Origin of the sequence: Salicibibacter kimchii (assembly GCF_003336365.1) — a bacterium.
Taxonomy (GTDB): domain Bacteria; phylum Bacillota; class Bacilli; order Bacillales; family Marinococcaceae; genus Salicibibacter; species Salicibibacter kimchii.
Genome location: NZ_CP031092.1, coordinates 2,470,676 through 2,489,978, shown reverse-complemented (window position 1 = coordinate 2,489,978; position 19,303 = coordinate 2,470,676). Strand labels below are relative to the sequence as shown.

Here is a 19,303-nt window from a genome sequence, read left to right as displayed (position 1 = left end):
ATAAATTTCTGGCATTAACCTTTCAACCATTCAACTCACCCTCCTGATAAAATCATTAAGGTACGGCAGGTATCTTCACAGTATGAATGGGAACCACCGCATCCTCCAAAATAATCCCGAAATCTGTGCGAAGCGTGTTATACTAGCCGGTTCATCCCTTCCTGGTATTCCTGTTCTAACTGTTGGATAATTGTTCCCACCGTTTGAAGCTTTTTCACAGTTGTCACTCCTTGACCGGCTGACCATATATCGCGCCACGCCTTGACATCGGTTATATGAGATAAATCTATCTCTTCTTTTGGTTTGAGAGTTTTCGGGTCAATCCCTTGCCTATGTAAACTAGGGATTAAATAGTTTGCATGGATGCCACTGAAGGCATCTGTATAAATAATATCTTCTAATGCAGAATCAATGACCATTTGTTTGTATTCTTTTTGAGCATTACTCTCTTCTGTGGCTATAAATCGGGTCCCCATATAAACATAATCAGCTCCCATAAGTTGCGCTGCTGCAACATCGCTACCCGTTGAATCGCCACCAGCTAAAACAATCTTCCCTCTAAAAAATTCTTTCACTGTATGAATAAAGGTAAATGGACTTAAAGCGCCACCATGCCCGCCTGCTCCTGAACAAACTAAAACTAGGCCGTCAACGCCACCTCTAGCAGCTTGTTTAGCATGTTTAACGGTTGCCACATCAGAATAAACTAACCCTCCATACCTATGAACAATATCAATCACTTCACTCGGATTACCGAGCGATGTAATTACGATCGGAGGTTCATATTATTTGATCAAACGTACATCATCATCGTAACGTTTATTTGCTTTTTTGTGACTAATTAAATTAACTGCCCACGATGTATTCCCAATGGACGACTTAACCTCATGTAACCACTCAGCGCCTTTTGGCACAGGACGGGCATTTAAAAGGGGAAACGAACCAATAATTCCAGCCTTTGCTGACTCTATTACCATTTGTGGTGTTGAAACTAAAAACATGGGTGATACAATAATCGGTAATTTAGACATTTTCAATCACCATCGCTCTCGTATATTGTTTTCAAAGGCTAACTATAATATATTGTTTAGGTCAGTATATATTAAGAAATATTCTTATTGGTCAGCCAGTAGCATCTTCGCGATCACTAGGCGTTGGATTTCATTTGTGCCTTCGTATATTTGCGTGATTTTCGCATCGCGCATATATCGCTCCACGGGGTATTCCCGAATGTAACCATAACCGCCAAATACTTGCACAGCTTCTGTTGTGACCTCCATCGCCGTATCAGCCGCATAAAGCTTAGACATGGCAGACGCTTTTCCATAATCCAGTCCCTTTTGTTCACGCCATGCCGCTTGATACGTTAAAAGGCGTGAAGCTTCAATTTTTGTTGCCATATCGGCTAGTTTAAAGCTGAGCCCTTGTTGATTGCCGATAGAAGTTCCAAATTGTTTACGCTCTTTCGAATAAGCCGTTGCCGCATCAAGGGCACCTTGGGCAATACCCAACGCTTGCGCTGCAATGCCGTTCCGTCCGCCATCCAACGTTTTCATTGCAATTTTAAATCCTTGACCTTCGCCACCTAAACGATTTGCTTTAGGCACACGGCAGTTTTCAAGACGTATTTCGGTTGTCGGTGACGAACGGATACCCATCTTTTCTTCTTTTTTCCCAACAAAAAACCCGGGGTAATCTTTTTCCACGATAAATGCCACAGGACCAGGACCTGTCTCCACCTCTGCAAATACGACATAAATATCGGCTTCTCCACCGTTTGTGATAAAAATTTTCGTTCCGTTCAGGACATATTCCTCACCTTTAAGAACAGCCGTTGTTTTCATAGAGCCAGCATCAGAGCCCGAGCCCGGTTCCGTCAGGGCAAACGCTCCAAGTTTCTCCCCTTGAGCCAACGGCTGCAAATACGCTTCCTTCTGCTCTGCCGTCCCATACTTGTAGATCGGCCAACATGCGAGTGAAATATGTGCGGAAAGCGTTACACCTGTAGACGCGCAAACACGGGATAATTCCTCTATTGCAACGACGTAACTTAAGTAATCGCCGCCAATGCCTCCATCTTCTTCCGACCATGGGAGACCTGTAAATCCAAGCTCAGCCATCTGCGTAAAAAGAGAGCGATCAAAACGTTCTTCTGCATCCCTCTCGGCAGCCGTCGGCTCAACCTCATTTTTTGCAAAATCGCGAACCATTTTTCGTATCATTTGTTGATCATCTGATAATATAAATTCCATCGATATTCGGCTTCCTTTCTCATTAAAATCGTATGGATGATTCGATTACTTCTGCAATAAACACACCCAATGCAAGAAGATCACTCGAACCTAACCATAACTCTAAACCAGGAATGATCTTTACACAATATAGTTGTCCCTGTATAGTAAACGATAGTTAGACTATTAATAAAGCTTCTATCTGCTTATTCATCTCTTAAGCGAGGCTTCTGGGGTTACCCCAATACATTAATAAAATCGCTTTCGGATCAAGCCGTTTCTGTTGGACGTAAACAGTTTATCTTTTACAAGTCTGATAATGTGTTTCAATCGACTTAACTAGTTGTCAAATGTTTTGATCTTATCATTATCAATTACTTTATGACTAGTCATAGCTCTTTATTCGATTTAACAACTGATATTTTATTTGATACTAAGTGACGAAAATAGTGAAGTCCATTCATTAAGAATAAAAAAATTATCAATAATGCTCCTATGATCGGATAGGCATAAAAAATATATACTGAATATCCAAGGCTTAGCAAACCGCCAATAAAGATCGACGGGTAGAAAATCCATGAAGGAAAATGAAACATAGCGAGTTTATAGTCCTCGGTTTTTGGCAATTGAAGCGATGCAAGTCCAGTGATAAAAACACTTAATAATATTCCTACTATGGTTATGTGCATGAGGATTTCTTGGGATAAACCAGTAACTAATAATATTAATGTTGATAATCCAGTAAACAAAAGAGCATTTGTAGGCGTTTGATATTTTCTGTGATTTTTTCCAATATAGTTGGGAAGATGTTTATTTTGTGCCAATATCTGTAGTTCAGTTGCGCCTACTGTAACTGTAGCATTAAGTGTAGTAGCAATAGCTAATAAACCACTGAATCCAATGAATAATGATACAAATTCAGGAAGATATAAAGATGATATATCAACGAGTGCCGTTGAAGATTGACTGATCATTTCACTAGGAGCAACCATAGTTGCCGTTATAGTCACACCCATAAATATAATAGTTACTCCGATAATACCGATACCCATAGCTAAGGGGGTATTCCGTTTTGGATTCTTTATTTTTCCACCTAAAGAAGACAACAATACAAATGTCCCATAGCTCATAAAGGCTGTTACTGATGCAGCAAACAGCGCACTACTACCCCCAGGTAAGAAGTAATTTCCTGTTTCTACACCTGACCCATAAATTAACCCGGGGACGATAAAAATTAGAAGGGCTGATAATATTATTAATACCATTATGCTTTGTAGTGTTGAAACCGTACGTATTCCAAAAATATTTATTATAATAAATAATAGAAGTATACCAACTAGAGGAATAGTTACTGGGATACCTGGAAAGTAAAGCGAAAAATATTGCGAAAAACCATTAGCAAGCATAGCCACCCCTCCAATCACACCAAACATGAGAAACGAGCTGGCTATAAATCCTGCATATTTCCCTAGTAATCGCTTAGAAAAGTAATAAGTGCCACCAGAATTAGGGAATGTCGCATTTAGTTGTATATAATAAACACCACTAAATACAGCGGGCAAAGAACCAATTAAAAAAGCTAGAAACATTCCGGTCCCTACACCTTCAATAATATCAGGTAACATAATATAAATAGCGGCACCAAGCAATGAACCGATCATAATATTTAACGCCCCAAAAAGTCCCAATTTACCGGAGTTATCTACATATTTGAATTTCATTTTATCCTCTCCCAAAGCAAATTTTTATTTTACCAAAAGTTTGGCCAATGAATATTAAGAATTATACCATCACTTTACAATTTTATAATATTATGAATTTAAAACCTAATGCTGTACCGTTCCCTTTCGCCATAATGGAAAAGGCGCGGAAGTATGTAGAGTAGGACGAGGGCTTTCGCCCTCGGACCCCTCGTCAAACCGGACGTGCGGATTTCCCGCATCCGGCTTTCCCTTTGTCAGTTCCCCATTTCCGGGAGTGAGCTTGATTTCATTCCCGGATTATGAACGTGCGGTGAGTAAGCTAACCAAAGAAACTAAGCCTAACTGATCAAGTTGTCGATTCGGAACACGCATGTTTGAGACAGTCGATTTTTTCTTTCTCATAAACGCCCGGACTCGCATTCGAATCCATTGATCAAGCCTCTGGAACATGCGCTTGGTGTTTCCGAACCCAAAATAGTTCCCGAAACCTCGAATCACTTCATTTAACTTCTTGATCATATTTCTTCCACGTTCTTTCCTTGTTGTCTTCTGGAAAGATACCGGATTTTATCTTTAAATTTATTCGCTCTCTTTTTGGGGAGCACCAGATAATCCTTCCATAGGTCAAACCCAAGGAAACGAAACCCATCGTCAAAGTGCACGATTTTGGTCTTTTCGGGATGCATCGTTAGCTGAAGCTTATCTTCCAAGATGATCTTTGCTTGGTCATAGGCTTTCTCCGCCTGTCTTCTGCTTTTGCAAAAGACGATGGCATCATCCGCAAAACGACCACAGGAAAACCAGCTTCTTTCATTTCCCAGTCAAATTCATCCAAATAGATATTCGCTAATAGCGGCGAGATAACCCGCCTTGTAGAGAACTTATGTTCGTACCATAGAACTGCGCATCTTCTATGATTCCTGCTTTCAGCCACCCTTCTATCAGGTCGAGGATTCGTCCGTCCGCGATCTTTTCCCGTACCTTGTCCATGAGAATGGCATGAGAGATGTTGTCAAAGTAAGATTGAATATCAAGGTCAATCACGTATTCATATCCCGCTCGCTTGGCACGTTTCACCGTCGCCAATGCTTGGTGTTGCGAATGCCCTTTCCGAAAACCATAGCTATAGGAGTAGAACGCCCTATCAAACAATGGTTCGATCTTTTGCCGTACGGCTTGTTGGACAATTCGATCCCGGACAGTTGGAATCCCAAGGGGACGCTGTTTCCCGTTGTCTTTTGGGATATAGTGACGCAGGGCAGGTTGAGGCTTATACCGATTCTGTATCAGAAATCGTTGAATTTCTCTCAAGTTTTGGTCTTGTTGGAAATCAAACCACTGGATGGTTTCACCATCAATACCTGCACTTCCTTTGTTGGCTCTGACTTGTTTCCATGCCTCTTGCAGGTTTTCCATTTGGTAAACTTTATCTATAATGGAATAGTATCTGCGCGTTGGTTTCATTGGATCACCACCTTCGCGCCTCTCACCACGTTGGTCTTATGCTCGCTACAGATCACGATTCTTTGCTCGTTCCACCGCCCACAAGTGCGTGTCTAGGCGTCTTCTCCAATCGCTCCTCTTCCGGACGGTGTACTCAAGTCGCCAGTGACCCTCTTTCCTCACGTTCAGAAACGGTTGGCAGGGACGCACCCCCTCGGTGACACCGTATGTCATTAAGGCGCTTACTTAACCCACTCACGATCATTCACAACGTTGACAAAGTAGAACCCCTTCACCTCCGATGTAGAGCCTTCCGGTTTCCCCGTTTTTTCGGCGGGTCACCCACCATCGCCGCCACCTCTGGTTCACATCATGTTCCGGGCTGGACTTTGCCTGCAGACCTTTCAGATTCCCTATCTCTAGAGACACCCTGTCCAACCTTCCTCATTAGAGGTGAGGCCGTTGCTTCGGCTACGGCACTTCAAAAGGGAAAGTTACCGAATGGATTTTAACCACCTAGACTGTGTGACTGCGGGGCACACGAAAAAACGGGCAACAGGGGGTAAGGGAAGTATATTACCCTGCCAAATGTCCTGAATGTAAATCCGCTCATTTTAGCTAACCTTATACCCCCACGAGCACTTAGGTTAGATATATTTCATAATGATATGTATAGTGAGTTACAAGTGCATAGTTAGCAAGCACAACAATGTTTAAAACGGTTTATACGTACCGTACATTGTTAAAGGATTATCCTATGATTTAACCTTTTGGTATGTCAACACTAAACTAAACAAATTTTTAAAGGTTCATAGACTTGTATTCTTAAACGTAGCTTCAGCGACAGCGTTGTCATACGGCGTTCCTTTTTCACTTAAGGATCGTTCAATGCCAAAGGTTTCTAATGCCTGATCGATCAGTTGATTCTTAAACTCGCTGCCTCGATCGGTGTGGAACAATTCGAGGCGGATTAAGTTGTGTTTGACCGATGCAAAGGCACGTTGAACTAAAGCTGCGCTCTTATGAGGACCGGCACTATGGCCGATGATTTCACGGTTATATAAATCGACGAGCACACAGATATAATGCCATTTCTGTTGAAAGAATCCAGCTGTGAAGACTCCAGGCTCCATCTTAGAAGAACATATATCTGTATTTTTGTTATTCAGATGGATAATCTCCAAATTCCCACCCCCATTCGTGTTCATATTTAACCACTTGCCATCTCCTCAATGGGTGATAAGGACCGATACTTTCCTTTGAAGAAAACCAGCGGTTCATTATCCTCCAGATGAATATCGTTCACCCTGCCTATAAAAAGGGTATGATCTCCTTCCACGTGCGATCCGGTCACCTCACAGGAGACTTGTGCCAAACTTCCTTCAATGACTGGTACTCCGCTTAGTTTTTGAAAAGGAATATCTTTATCCAGTTTGCTTTGTCCTGCGAAATTCATCGATAAATCTTGTTGTTCTGCCGATAAAATATTCACTGCATATTTTCCGCTTCGTTTAATCTTTTCCAACATTTGTGCTTTTTCATCAATGGATATGACAACTAATTCAGGATCCATAGAAAGAGACATAAACGCGTTAGCTGTCATACCGCTTACTTCCCCATCCAATTCGGTTGTAATGACAGTTACCCCTGTCGAAAAGTTTCCCATTGCAAATCTGAATTTACGTCCATCCATGTAAATCCCCTCCTTATTTTAATGCGGATGATTCTTCAACTTCATTTATCCAAGTGCTATTTGTCCACCCGTGAAGATCATAATCACTCATCGCTGAGTCAGCAAAGGCTTTATAGGTATCTGCTGCTCCGGACGCCTCTGCATGTTTTAATGTTTCTAATCTTACATTCTCTGTATTGCCTGCGTAGTTTATTTCATAGAGTTCATGACGACCTCCAAATTCTGTCCCAATTGAATCCCAAACCAACTTTAATAATTTCACTCGTTCTTCTGCAGAAATACCTGTTCCACGGTAATATTTATCAATATATGGTTTTAAATCTTCATTTAAGAAATCTTTAGAACTAGATGGTAATTGAATTAAACCACCCGCAACCACTTGTTTAAAGATATTTTTCACCCTTACCCAAGTCTCCGGTGCTAATACACGGTAGGCATGTGAAGCAAAGCTATTTGGTATAGCTAAACCATTCATTCCTACATCAGGTTCACTAACCATCGCCGTTGTTAGACTCCACATCATGTTACGTAGTGCTAATACTTCTCCAACATTGACTTGAACGCCTCTAAATTGTTTCGTACCAGCACCCTCTGTAGCCTTTAGCAACAATCCTGCCATAAAATCCAGTTTCACAGCCAACCTAGTTCCACCATGAAGGGAAAATCTATTTACAAAGTGTGTGCCTGGTACAAAGTTATTGGATACTTCTATATTTTTATAGGCCAAAACATCTTCCCAAGGAATAAATACATTATCCAGTACAATTACCGCATCATTTTCATCAAATCGACTTGAAAGTGGATAATCAAACGGTGTTCCAGTTGTTGCAGCCATTAATTCATAGGATGGACGACTAATCATCTTCAAACCTGGTGCATTCATTGACATCATGAACATAAGTGCATGACTTTGATCACCGTCACCTAGATCTTTTGGTCCGTAATTCCCAACAAAGGTATAATGCGTTAATGGTGATGATGTACCAACCATTTTGGCACCGCTTACAATAATTCCATCATCTCTTTCATTAACTACACGGACAAATACATCTTTATTTTCATGCAGTGGTTTCGAACGATCCACTTGTGGATTAATAATCGTGTGATTAACAAAGGAAACATCTTTTGATACTTTTCTATACCATTCTTTTGCATTGTCCTCGAATCCCTCAAAAAAGTCTGCATAACCTTGTAAGTGCCCAACAAATGTAGCCTTATAATCAGGAGTACGTCCCATAAATCCATAATTCAACTTAGACCATTCTGCAATAGCATCTCTTGCTTTAAATAAATCTCCTGAACTTTTTGGTGTTTTAAAAAAGCGATGTGTTTTATCCCCGTATTCATTTTCGGTTACTATCTTTTTACTCAATTCCGGATCATGAAGGCTGTCATACAGTCTTGCATACGAACGAGCCGCATTACGAAATGCTGGGTGTGTTGTAACATCGTCAATCTCTTCCCCATATAAATAAACCTTTCTGCCATCTTTTAAACTTTCCAAGAATTCTTTTCCAGTTAACATCGTTCATCCTCCAATGCATTTATTATTAATTTCTTAATTTGATTATATTTGCAAGCGTTTACATGAGCAACAACTTGTATTGTTTAATTATAAATAACTTTCAAACATAAAATGTTAGTTTGAAAACAGAAAAATTGCCCCCATTATTGCCCCCATTAAATGGGCCAATTCCAGAAATTATCTTATTAAAGGTTTAACTCGCCAATTGATATTAACGCTTGTATAGAGAGCAATAATTGATAAGTCACTTTAGGGTTTCGCAAATCTTGACCAAGCAGTTCTTCAATTTTTGTTAAACGATATCTTATTCCGCTTAGGGATAGCGCTAAATCAAAGGCTGTTTGTTCAAGGTTGCCTCCATTCAAAAGATAAAAATATAATGTCTTGATCATCTCCATTTTTTTATAATCGTAATTCTTGAAAAGCGGCTGAAGTGTATGTTTTGCAATTTTTTCAACTTCTTCTGGATTTTTTGTGTTTATCAGGGTACCAATTATTCCTAATGAATTAAAAGAAATAAGGGTATTGTTTCTGCTTGTCATCCTAACAGCAGTAAGTGCTTCCCTGTAAGAATTAGAAGCATTATTAATTTGATCAGATTTTATACTTATACCAGCTCGAAATGGGACGGATGAATACCTATCATTAAGGTAACTCAAAAGCCTTGTGCAAGCTAATTCAACATCCATTTTATTAGTAATAGAAAATAAAAACACCATGTAATTTGATTGTTGACCTGCCAGCATCTCAATTTTTTCTTTTTTAAAGTAATTTGAGGTTTGACTAATTACTTCTTCCAATAATGTCAACTCTTCTTTAGAATTATTATGGGATGTGCCAACATTGACAACTACTATATAGTATGGTTGAAAAAGATCCAATCCGATAAAGTTACTGCGTCTTAGGATATCATCCTTTGAATAATTACCATTTAAAACCTGCTCCAAAAAGCGTCCTTTCGCCCTTTCTTCTACTTCTTTTTCTGTTTTTTTATTGAGTAAATAAAGAGCACATATTGAGGAAATTCTTTCGATAGTCACTTTTAGGGTGGAAGAGTTTTCATTTTCATTTCCAGCGGCATCATAAAGAAAGGAGCAGTATCCAATTATTTCTTCTTTCAAAAAGATAGGGGTTACCAGTCGAGTATGGTTATTTAATATTATAGTTTGCGTTTGATTAAAAAAACTACGGTTGTGTTCTAATAGAACATAATCTTTAAATTTATCATTAATTTCCATTAATTTGTTGGCCGAGATCCCACCTGAGGCTAAAGGGTTTAATTCAGCATCCTCAATTAAAATAGCTACCCCAGTCAACTTATAAACAATTTCCATAAGAGACTGAAGGTCATTCCCTTTTAATATTTCTTCCGTTAATCTGTTATATATAACTGATACATTTTTTAAACGATTACGCTCTTCTAACAATTTTTCATAAGTTATTTCCAATTCGTCCGTGAGCGGATTTTGATGATAATATTTAAGTTCCTCAGCCATATCATCATCCCAATAATCAATAGTCCTCCCCACCCATCGACACTCTTTGTCTCCTTTTCCAACACAGGATAATTCTTTAAATAAAACAGTCTGATTGCAAATTTCTGTAAGGTATCCGTTCGCATAACCGACATTCAAATAACAAACAGGTTCTATTGATTTATCAAATTGTTTAATATACTCTTCTGCCTCGAATGACCCTTTCCAAGTCCCTTCAATATATGCTGAAATTTTATCGTGTTTTTCCTCTACTTTTATTTTTTGAAGTTCTGACATGACATGCCCATGTGTTTGATGATAAACAGGCCCTTTATTAATAATAGTCTCAATAGATTCATGTTTAAACTTTTTTAATACGTTTCTTGCATCTAATCTGCCCAGACCTGATCCATACCGCACCAAAAACCCGTTAGTACGCTCTTTTCCAATGTTACAGTTTAAATCCTCCCTCAATAAAACAAATGAGGATGTCGGTAAGACTACTGATCTTCTATCCTCATAATAAACAAACCCATCTTCCTTATATGTCAGATTCCTTTGAAGTTGATTTTTATTTGATTCCAAGTATGCTCAACTCCCTCGGGTATTATTGCGGATACAATTCCTTAATTGCTCATTCTTTATCCTGCATTATATAACAGAGGAGATAATTCCGAATTTTCCTTAATTAATAACACTAATTTGCACAATGTCAGGTAACACGAAGAAAAGAACAAGCCACAAGAATATCAATATCCCTTCAAAGTAAACACATGTCCAATCATAGCTCACATTTGGCCACGCTATAAAACTATCCAAGCCTAAACAGTAAAATAGGAAATACCAAAATTAGTAAATGAAGAAAAAGGTCTTGGACGTTTCTACCTAGCTTTTTGCATTACCCATCCTCTATCCAACGCATGTTTTACAGACCAACACATTGAGCGCATAATAAAGGAAATAAAAAGTTCAAAAAAACAATGAACAAAGTAGCAGAGAAAGTCGTCTGTCTCCTGTCTCCAATCCATCGATTACACAAATCGATGTCCGATGAAAACTGAGAAGGTTCGCGTGCGCCTAGTCATTCATGTCGAAGTCATACGGGGAACCCTAATCTGTTTTCTGGAGGCAATGATCAGATAATAGCGGGTTGACCTACCCTACGTGTGTCTTTTAAGGGCATTTCCTAGAGTTTAAATTTTATGCAGATTTATAATCTATTGTGATAATAAATGAGGGATAATCTTTACACAATATAGTTGTCCCTTTATAATAAACAATAAAGATTTTTTCAATTATTATGGAAAAGGGTTGAAAATAATGCAAACGGAAAATTCACTCTCTTCTGTTAGAAATGCCCTGAAAATACTACACTCCTTTACGATGAACCATCCACAAAAAGGCGTTCGTGAACTTGCGAAAGAACTCGGTATTGGAAAAAGTAGTGTACAAAGAATTCTAATCACTCTTGCATCAGAGGGATTTGTAAAAAAAGATAACGAAACAAATAAATATGAGCTAGGGGTCTCGGTTTTAGGATTGAGCTCAATTGTACTTGCAAACATAGAACTCCATACCGAATCTCTTCCAGAAATTAAAAAACTTGCTGAAAGATGTCAGTTGACTTGCCACCTTGTAGTCCTAGAGAATCTTGAAATTGTCTATGTACACAAAGAAGAAGGTCGATATTCTATTAACCTGCCTTCTTATTCAGGTCTTTATAATCATTCTCATTGCACGAGCTCTGGAAAGCTTCTACTTGCTTATAGTGATCCTGCTTTTCGGGAAGTTCTTATTGAAAGAGGACTAACTCAATTTACTCCCAATACTATTACAAATCCCACAATTTTCAGAGATGAATTGAGGCATATTTATAAAAAAGGATATTCAGTCAGTAATGAAGAGTTTCAAATAGGTGTTAATTCAATCTCTACTCCAATAAGGGATCATTCCGGAAAGGTGATAGCTGCCGTTAATCTTGTAGGATCAAAATCCCGTCTTTCCAAACAACGCTTTAGTTCCTTTACAAAGGAACTAAAGCAAACTGGGGTGAACATTTCAGAAAAACTTGGCCATGGAATAATGTCGAAATTTTAATTTAAGAGATACTTATTTGACCCTAGCAAATAATTTGTCATATTCCGATTGCCGATCTTGATCTTTTTGACACTATCAAGCGATATTGATACTTTAGAGCGCTAAACTTGCAAATATTTAGTATTAAATGGAGTTGCCAATTATACTTGAGGATAGTTACCGTTTGTATTGTATGTACGAACAGAAAGATAGCAGGTATGGGCCTGTTATCTTCTACATTATGAAATTAGAGGTTTTTTGTCTTATTTTCCTTTTTCATCACCAAGTTAGCTTCGAAATCGTTGGAACGCTTCGTCTCTTTCACGGATCGATAGTCTAATTCCTTAAACAGCTGGGCTTAAAAATATTCAAATTGGTGGCATCCATGTGATCGATCAAACGAATGCCACTCTGGATCACCCGTTGAAAGGTTGTCCTCGCGACGTCGCTTTATCCAGTTGAGGCCAACAATGGACAAAAGAAGGTAAAAAGAAAAAAATACCACAAGAATAATGGTAACGATCGTATCCTAGTCTATCATGCCTCATAACATACTCATTTCAAGCAAAATGGATAGCCGTTAAAGCAAACGCCACCGATCACATCACGCATCGGTGGCGCTTAGGCTATGACCACGATCCATCATGAATCGTTACTCACTCCTTCATTTTCGATATAAGTCATGATCCATTTCCGCATTAAAAATCTTATTATATTGAGGGAGATAACTATTGGTTTTATCTTGAAATCTCTCCAGACACGTCAATACACGTTTTCAGCGTGTATCGTATATAAAAGTGGTTATCGTTCTGGTTCCGTATCCTTATCCTTGGTCGAGAACCTTTGAGCATCTTTTGATCGTTGTTGTTCAGCGATTACGTTGGTTTTCAACTGTTCATTCCAATCCTTTTCCTTTGGCAGATCAACTTTCCCAACCCGTTCCCCGTCCTGATTTACATAGTTTTGCAACACATCTTTTAGGCCATAGGCGAAGTCACGACCAGACGGATCATTGTCCACGGCAATGACCACTTGTTTCGGTGGATAGCCTTCCCTATTCATCCGGTTCATTTCTGCGCTAACAGTGTGTCGTTTCAAACCAGACATTGAAAGCATACGTGCATTTTGTATATCCTCCTTCTTTTCACTCCAATAAGACAACGCATCGACGGCACTTTCAAACACATAGAGCGTTCCCGGCTTTCCAATATCAAAAGAGAAACCAGCGTTCCCTGAGCTGTTTTTGTCAATGCCTTTAAACCAATCACCAGTACGAGCCATCGGTTGCGTGCCTTGTCGATCCGCCCCCACGACCTCGCCCTGCTGTTTCCACTTATAAACGACATTGCCCCGTTTGTCTTGCGCCACATAATCCCTGCGCTCCAACCGATTCACGACTTTAGGGTGAATTTTGCGATCCTGGGTTAAATACTGATGCATGCGCGTCGTATCGCTCACCTCATAGTGGCTAGGATATCGGTAGGGTTCGGACGGTATTTTGGCTGATGGCGGCCGTTCCTTTTCCTTAAAGGAGCCATTTGCAATATCTTCCACAGCTTCCGGAAAAGACATCCCATAGTACATTTGCGCAAAGTTGATCACGCCAGCACCTTTTCCCCTCGCGAGTTCCACGCATACATCTGATCACGAATAATCAAGCTGTCATGTTCCGTGTGTCGGTAGTAACGCCCTTCTTTTTTAAAGGTTTCTCCCTTCACCTCAAGATAATCCAGCAGATCGACACGCTTAGCTCGTTCCACTTGCTCCGTACGGACACGGTTCACCATGCCGTACTCCCGCCTTTCATTCATGGTTGATATAATGAAAAAACCACAGGGATTATTGAACCCCTATGGTTCTGATACATCACACATCCGGTTCCGGGCCCTTAATGCCTGTTTGAGTTCCGGCGCTGATTGATGACGTGGCTACCGGCTCTTGTTGTTCGCGTCGTTCGCGTTCATTGGATCGTTCAGCGCCTTTCTGAGATGTTTTTTCTTGCTCATTGGTGTATTCTTCGTCTAATTGCTTTTCAAGGGAACCTAGTCGTTTCTGGCCTTGCTCGGAGAGAGGAAGTTCTTTGATTTCTTGCAGTGACTCTTTTTTCAATTGGTACACTGTATGCGGATCATGTCCCTGCTCAAATGCTTGCATTCGCTTCTTTCGTTCTTGTTGGTCGCCGGATTCTTCTCGATCCAATTGCTTCCCAATGGCAGGCTCAATCAATCCCATGATTTCGCGCTTATAATGGTCTTTAAAGGTTTGATGCTCCGTTGGTTTATCCTCTTTTTCAAACGGGCTTGTATTGTGTTCATGAGCCGTCACTTCGTTGCGGTAGGCTTTGAGTAACGGACTTTCCTTCCGCATCAGTGAGGATTTTTCATTTTCGTGTTGCTGTTTAACAGGACTTACATGGGGCTTTTGAGCCGTTAATGGCAAGGTGGATCCTTTGGCTTCCTGATATTGTGCTTCACGGGAAGCTTTATTGGATTCCACCTGTTGGATAACTTCTTGTTTGTAAAGGTCCTTATATGCCTGCCGATCGATGGTCGCTCCATCTTGTTTTTTCGTTTGATGAATCATCGATTCATCTCCTTTCGACTCTTCTTTTTTCTGTTCATGCGCTTTTTCCGGTTCTAACGTTCGTTCCATCGTGGTAATAAACTGATGGGATGTGTCTTGCACCTCTTTGAGTAATTGCTGATGATCGTCAAAGGTGCGGTTTTTCGTCCAAGATTTAAGGTAATCCAGCGAGTAATCAGACGTATCCACGCCAAAATGAGAGGCTACCGTGTAGGCGGTCATCTCTGCCTGAAACTCTTTTTCCGGTTGCGAATATCGGTGGTGTGTTTCTGCGGTGTGCAATTTCCCATGCGCCAACTCATGCAACAGGGTTTTGACATTCTGCCGTTCATCGTTGCGCGGATTTAAAGCCACCTCCTTTGTTAAGGTATAGCTGACGCCTTTAGCTGCGCCTAACTCTTGTTTCGGTTCCACAATGGCAATGCCATTTTCCTTGGCGATGGCTTCCATACCTTGACGAAGTTGACCGTAATCCTCCACCTTCCCTTCCATCCATTTATTTGGGAATAAAGCCGGCAAATCATCCCGTGTGGCCGACGTCTGGCTAATATCAAAAACGGTTCCCGTTGAAAACACAAGACGACCGTCTCGTTTTGGGAGATGGCCGTCTTGAATGTGTGTCTTTTCATTTTTGGTCGCATATTTGACGGGCTTCCATGTGCCTTCCTCGTTTTGAAATTGCTCGCCGAGCCGTTGAGGTACGAGGATTTTAGAGCCTTTCTCTCCTTTTTGCACGGGAAAACCTTTGTCTTTCCAAAATTTATACGAACCAACGGCTTCGGCGCCTGGAAATTGCGATTGCATGAGCTGAACATTATTCAGAGAGTAGTTGTGAAATTGCCCCATAAACCGCAAGTATTCCTTCATTTGATCCTTGGAATAGAAATGGTTAGCCACTTTTTCTTCCATGCCTTTAGTCAGTTCCTCGATGTCTTGTTTTATCGCTTCCGGTGATTTACGGGGTCTCGTTCTCGCCATCGTTCCACCTCCGATCGGCGGCCTCAATCAGTTCTTCCATGTCCGCCTCATGATAATTTTGCCCAATGTCCAAGACCATCTTTTTCGTTTGGGTATCAAACGGAATCAACAGGTTCTCTTGATTGATTAAGTGCTGTTCAAGGGCAGCTTTATCCGCCGGATCGAGTTCAATCGTGTAGCGCGTATTCCCTACCAAAATCTCCACATCATGCTCCCCTAAACTTTCAAATACACCCACTTCGTAGCGATCATCCAAAAAAAACATTTACACCTCTCCTTGCGTTTGCTTGGCTTTTTGGCTTTCTTCCCAATCGATCTTTTTCTGCCGTTGATGGGATATGCGTTCTTTGACTTCTTCTTTGGCAATGCTTACCGGCTCGCTCTCCATATTAGATGTTGTAATGAGATGGTTTTCATTCATTAGCATGCCATTCATGAGCTCAATCAGAATTTGCGTGTTTCGATCACTATTATTCACCCCCAATTGAAGTTTCTTTAATTCTGATGTAAACACTTGACGGAATTGTTCGGCGGCCATATCCATAATGGCTCGATTGGATCGATCTTCAATTTTCCATGCTTCATGGTCTTGGATGATTTTTTCCAATGCTTGCCCGTGATAGGTAATACGATGCTGATCACGGTAAGCATCGATATAGTCCATCACTTCCGGAAGCACACGGATATTCATGCGTTTGCGTTCACTCATCATTGCCCCCTACCTTTCGCGTTCAATGTCTCGTTCTAGTCGTTCATAATCCATGTCATTCATGTACGATTGATAGGTCTGTTTCATCGATCGGTTCAGACGGTTTAACGATTGCTGCATCGCGATGCTCGATGACTTGCCATGACGCAACGATTGATCCCCTGCTATTCTTTTGGTCTTTGGTCTTTGGTGCAATTGATTGTCATACGATTTCATTTCCTTCAAAAAGGCATTGCCCATACGCTTGTAGAGATCATCGATCTTATTGCTTTTATAATTCTCAAAGCGTTTGCTTTCTTTCGGCCCATCCCCATAGGCGGCTTTCATTTCATCCATTTCTCGATCCAACCGTTGATGCAAATTTTTAAGGTCTTCCGGATGGTGTTTGTCTAAATACGTCGTGGTTAGTTGATCGATCATCGGCCGGATCGAATTGAGGGTGTTGTAACCATAATTCCAATGGCGTTTGTTTTCAGGTAATCGTTCATATATATCCTTAAACAGAGGTTTCATTTCTCGATTTTGCCATTTTAATGTGTTTTGTTCTTTCTTGCCATCGACCATCTTTCCACGAATGATTTGATTGATCTGCTCGCGTTCATAGCTTCGATCTTGCAGCCCATTAACCACTTCGCCTTTCATGGCATCTAAGGTTTTGGGTTTTCGTTTGCCACGCTCTCGGGTCGGTTCAGGTTCAACGGTGGCTACATGAATGTGAATGTTATCGGTGTTTCGGTGAATGGCCGCCGACCAAATCGAACTTTGTTCGAGCCCTTCTTTTTTGAGCATCGTCTGCATCGATGAACGGGTGACATTCTTTAATGCTTTTTCATCTAGCTCACCGGTTTTTTGATCATAGATCCCTTGCTTTTCTAACCACTGATTATCAAAGGTAATCACATCTTGCCACATGAGACTCTTATTTTCTTGCGCATGTTGGAACGCATGTTTTAATTCATCTTTTTCATCGGTGTTTAGTCGATCCGAAGTATCCGTAAAAAGAGCCGACGTTTTTTCCGGGTCATCCATGTAATGATTGTACATCGAAAACATTTGGGAAGGCAGTTGCTTATCCCCTTTGGCTTCTTCCCGATCCACATAATTGACGTACTGATCAAAGGCTTTGGTATTGGAGGTAATAAATTTTGTTTTCAATACCACACCTGGCGTGATGGTTGAAGCACTCATGATGATGGCTCCGGTTCGTCACCAATGAGTGCATTCATCGTTTGCATGCTATCAGCACATCGTTCCATGACTTGCAGATTGCTGGCCACTAATGCTTCCAATCGTTGGACCCGTTGATCCTCCATATAGAATTGTGCCATCTTCATGATCCGTTCTCGTAAAAATTGTTCTCTGGAAATGCCTTGTTCTTTCGCGAGTTCTTCCACTTTTTGAATCGCTCTTGGTTCAACATTCCGGATCACAATATCCATTTTGCACCCTCCATTTTGATTTTTCCTTCTTGGTTTTTCCGATCAGATCACTCGTTTTAGATGCTTAAACCTTCGTACGCTTCGTGGCAGATATCTTCATTGATAGGCGAGATAGAAGAAGAGCATAAGGGGTTTCTGATATCACATAGGGTGATATCCCCGGCAGAGCCGGGGGAAATAATGATATCAAGGAAATCATTTATTGGTGTAAGGTTGTCGTCTGCTTTCAGGGAACGCACGTTTTAAATTTTGCTGATGGTGCAAGGTTGTCGTTAAGTGAAACAGCAACGTTATTCTGGGTATAAAACAAAAAAGTTAGCAGAAAAAGCCATGTCCAATATCCTTAATGATGTGAAGGAAGTTCGAGGATCGCTTTTTAAAATGAGCGACAAAGATGAGGAAATCATGCTCAAAAGTGATGAGGATTTTTACATACTGAAGTATAATGAGATCTTTTTTGCGGCGGTGAATGTATCATGAGGGATAACAAGCTTACTCCAGGCTCAAATATGCGTTGGGAATCGTTGCGGGTGATCTTGCCCGAACATCGTGAAAGGTGGTTGCAGCATCGGGAAGGCATGAAGAAAGTGGAAAAGCCTGAACTCGAAGAACAGAAATGGGAGGAATTTGAGCAAACAATCCGTGAATCAATGGAATACGGTTCGTTCCTTGAATTTACGTACTGGGAAGACGGCACTTTTATGAGTGGGTTGGATCATGCGAGTATGTAAATTTGGATCAGAAGCAGTTTCACATTATTGATGCTGAAGGCGACATACAATATTTGAAGTTTGAAAAAACCGTCAATATTATACCGAACTAAATGAAAGCCAGCAAACCGAAGAAGTGTTTGTTAGCTTTCTCCCTTCTTATTTACACATAGGCTAAATTTATCGCACTCCGATTGTGGATCATTTTATTGCAAAAGAAACGATTTTACTGGCGCAAATGGGTTATTCGATTCTTGTGTTAAGGATTATGCTCATTATCCTCCTCGTCTATATCAACAAGCGAATATACTTTTCGTTTTAAAACCCGAACTTCCATAGTTTTTTCATCTTCCGACAAAAAGGCAAAGACACCATTTTCAAAATCAGTATAACTATATTTTAAGAAAATGCCTTCGTATTTAACCTTATCATCTTTCTCGAATTTCAGATCATAGGAACCGTCTGGGTTTTCCAACAGATATGCTTTTGTTCCCAATTCATATCTCCATTCCTCGTAAGCAGAGGAACGTTCACTTGGAACGACATGAAGATCTGCTGAAGGAACTTGGTTTAACAAAACATCGGTAATCGATCGCCCTAACGGATGGACAATCCGTATATGGGATAATCGCTTTTTTGATTTTTTTCCAAAAAGTAGAAATATAACTGAAACTGGCTTGTAATGAAATGATAAATAGAGCAACAACCTTTGACGTCTATCCCTAAGTACCGAGAGAA

The 19,303-nt window shown here is 40.4% G+C and carries 19 protein-coding genes and 2 pseudogenes; 3 read left to right on the top strand and 18 right to left on the bottom strand.

What is annotated here, in order from left to right:
* Nucleotides 1-137 precede the first annotated feature (137 nt).
* From DT065_RS12650 to DT065_RS12605, 11 genes and pseudogenes are all read right to left on the bottom strand, one after another.
* Complete coding sequence (locus DT065_RS12650) at nt 138-773, bottom strand: NAD(P)H-dependent flavin oxidoreductase (protein WP_335743593.1); 636 nt, start codon at nt 771-773, stop codon at nt 138-140.
* 12 nt (nt 774-785) lie between these two features.
* Entirely contained in the window at nt 786-1,031 is a 246-nt protein-coding gene (locus DT065_RS19735; RefSeq protein ID WP_335743551.1) for a nitronate monooxygenase family protein, read from the bottom strand.
* A gap of 84 nt (nt 1,032-1,115) precedes the next feature.
* Entirely contained in the window at nt 1,116-2,252 is a 1,137-nt protein-coding gene (locus DT065_RS12645) for an acyl-CoA dehydrogenase (RefSeq protein ID WP_114374001.1), read from the bottom strand.
* 368 nt (nt 2,253-2,620) lie between these two features.
* A complete protein-coding gene (locus DT065_RS12640) occupies nt 2,621-3,952 on the bottom strand; it encodes an APC family permease (RefSeq protein ID WP_114373999.1) in 1,332 nt (443 codons plus the stop codon).
* Between the two features lie 279 nt (nt 3,953-4,231).
* Complete coding sequence (locus tag DT065_RS19905) at nt 4,232-4,453, bottom strand: group II intron maturase-specific domain-containing protein (RefSeq protein ID WP_114373997.1); 222 nt, start codon at nt 4,451-4,453, stop codon at nt 4,232-4,234.
* Nucleotides 4,450-4,755: a reverse transcriptase domain-containing protein gene (locus DT065_RS19900; protein ID WP_114373995.1), complete on the bottom strand. Its 306-nt coding sequence runs from the start codon at nt 4,753-4,755 to the stop codon at nt 4,450-4,452. Before DT065_RS19900 ends, DT065_RS19905 begins: the two co-directional genes overlap by 4 nt.
* A 25-nt stretch (nt 4,756-4,780) precedes the next feature.
* Nucleotides 4,781-5,398, bottom strand: coding sequence for a reverse transcriptase domain-containing protein (locus DT065_RS12625; RefSeq protein ID WP_114373993.1), 618 nt, complete (start codon nt 5,396-5,398; stop codon nt 4,781-4,783).
* Between the two features lie 803 nt (nt 5,399-6,201).
* Nucleotides 6,202-6,471 (bottom strand): annotated as a pseudogene (locus DT065_RS12620) (DDE-type integrase/transposase/recombinase); the annotation flags it as partial.
* Nucleotides 6,472-6,587: 116 nt separating this feature from the next.
* Nucleotides 6,588-7,070, bottom strand: coding sequence for a flavin reductase family protein (locus tag DT065_RS12615; protein WP_114373990.1), 483 nt, complete (start codon nt 7,068-7,070; stop codon nt 6,588-6,590).
* Nucleotides 7,071-7,083: 13 nt separating this feature from the next.
* A complete protein-coding gene (locus tag DT065_RS12610) occupies nt 7,084-8,595 on the bottom strand; it encodes a 4-hydroxyphenylacetate 3-hydroxylase family protein (protein ID WP_114373987.1) in 1,512 nt (503 codons plus the stop codon).
* A gap of 185 nt (nt 8,596-8,780) precedes the next feature.
* Entirely contained in the window at nt 8,781-10,655 is a 1,875-nt protein-coding gene (locus tag DT065_RS12605; protein WP_114373984.1) for a helix-turn-helix domain-containing protein, read from the bottom strand.
* Between the two features lie 735 nt (nt 10,656-11,390).
* Here DT065_RS12605 and DT065_RS12600 point away from each other — a divergent pair.
* Nucleotides 11,391-12,167 (top strand): IclR family transcriptional regulator, encoded by a 777-nt coding sequence (locus tag DT065_RS12600; protein ID WP_114373981.1) that lies wholly within the window; start codon nt 11,391-11,393, stop codon nt 12,165-12,167.
* Nucleotides 12,168-12,947: 780 nt separating this feature from the next.
* Here the strand turns inward: DT065_RS12600 and DT065_RS12595 are convergent.
* From DT065_RS12595 to DT065_RS12570, 6 genes and pseudogenes are all read right to left on the bottom strand, one after another.
* Nucleotides 12,948-13,933, bottom strand: a pseudogene (locus DT065_RS12595) (DUF3991 and toprim domain-containing protein).
* A gap of 79 nt (nt 13,934-14,012) precedes the next feature.
* Nucleotides 14,013-15,707: an ImmA/IrrE family metallo-endopeptidase gene (locus tag DT065_RS12590; RefSeq protein ID WP_114373978.1), complete on the bottom strand. Its 1,695-nt coding sequence runs from the start codon at nt 15,705-15,707 to the stop codon at nt 14,013-14,015.
* Nucleotides 15,685-15,972: a hypothetical protein gene (locus DT065_RS12585; RefSeq protein WP_114373975.1), complete on the bottom strand. Its 288-nt coding sequence runs from the start codon at nt 15,970-15,972 to the stop codon at nt 15,685-15,687. Before DT065_RS12585 ends, DT065_RS12590 begins: the two co-directional genes overlap by 23 nt.
* Nucleotides 15,973-16,416: a hypothetical protein gene (locus DT065_RS12580; RefSeq protein ID WP_114373973.1), complete on the bottom strand. Its 444-nt coding sequence runs from the start codon at nt 16,414-16,416 to the stop codon at nt 15,973-15,975.
* 9 nt (nt 16,417-16,425) lie between these two features.
* Nucleotides 16,426-17,604, bottom strand: coding sequence for a MobP2 family relaxase (gene mobP2 / locus DT065_RS12575; protein ID WP_114373970.1), 1,179 nt, complete (start codon nt 17,602-17,604; stop codon nt 16,426-16,428).
* Nucleotides 17,601-17,855: a hypothetical protein gene (locus tag DT065_RS12570; RefSeq protein WP_114373967.1), complete on the bottom strand. Its 255-nt coding sequence runs from the start codon at nt 17,853-17,855 to the stop codon at nt 17,601-17,603. Before DT065_RS12570 ends, mobP2 begins: the two co-directional genes overlap by 4 nt.
* 276 nt (nt 17,856-18,131) lie before the next feature.
* Between DT065_RS12570 and DT065_RS12565 the strand changes: the two genes are divergently transcribed.
* Together DT065_RS12565 and DT065_RS12560 are read left to right on the top strand one after the other, a co-directional pair.
* Entirely contained in the window at nt 18,132-18,335 is a 204-nt protein-coding gene (locus DT065_RS12565) for an Arm DNA-binding domain-containing protein (RefSeq protein WP_114373964.1), read from the top strand.
* Nucleotides 18,332-18,586: a YolD-like family protein gene (locus DT065_RS12560; RefSeq protein ID WP_114373961.1), complete on the top strand. Its 255-nt coding sequence runs from the start codon at nt 18,332-18,334 to the stop codon at nt 18,584-18,586. The genes DT065_RS12565 and DT065_RS12560 overlap by 4 nt, the downstream gene beginning before the upstream one ends.
* A 238-nt stretch (nt 18,587-18,824) precedes the next feature.
* Here the strand turns inward: DT065_RS12560 and DT065_RS18950 are convergent, their stop codons facing one another.
* Entirely contained in the window at nt 18,825-19,061 is a 237-nt protein-coding gene (locus tag DT065_RS18950; protein WP_160112541.1) for a hypothetical protein, read from the bottom strand.
* Nucleotides 19,062-19,303 lie beyond the last annotated feature (242 nt).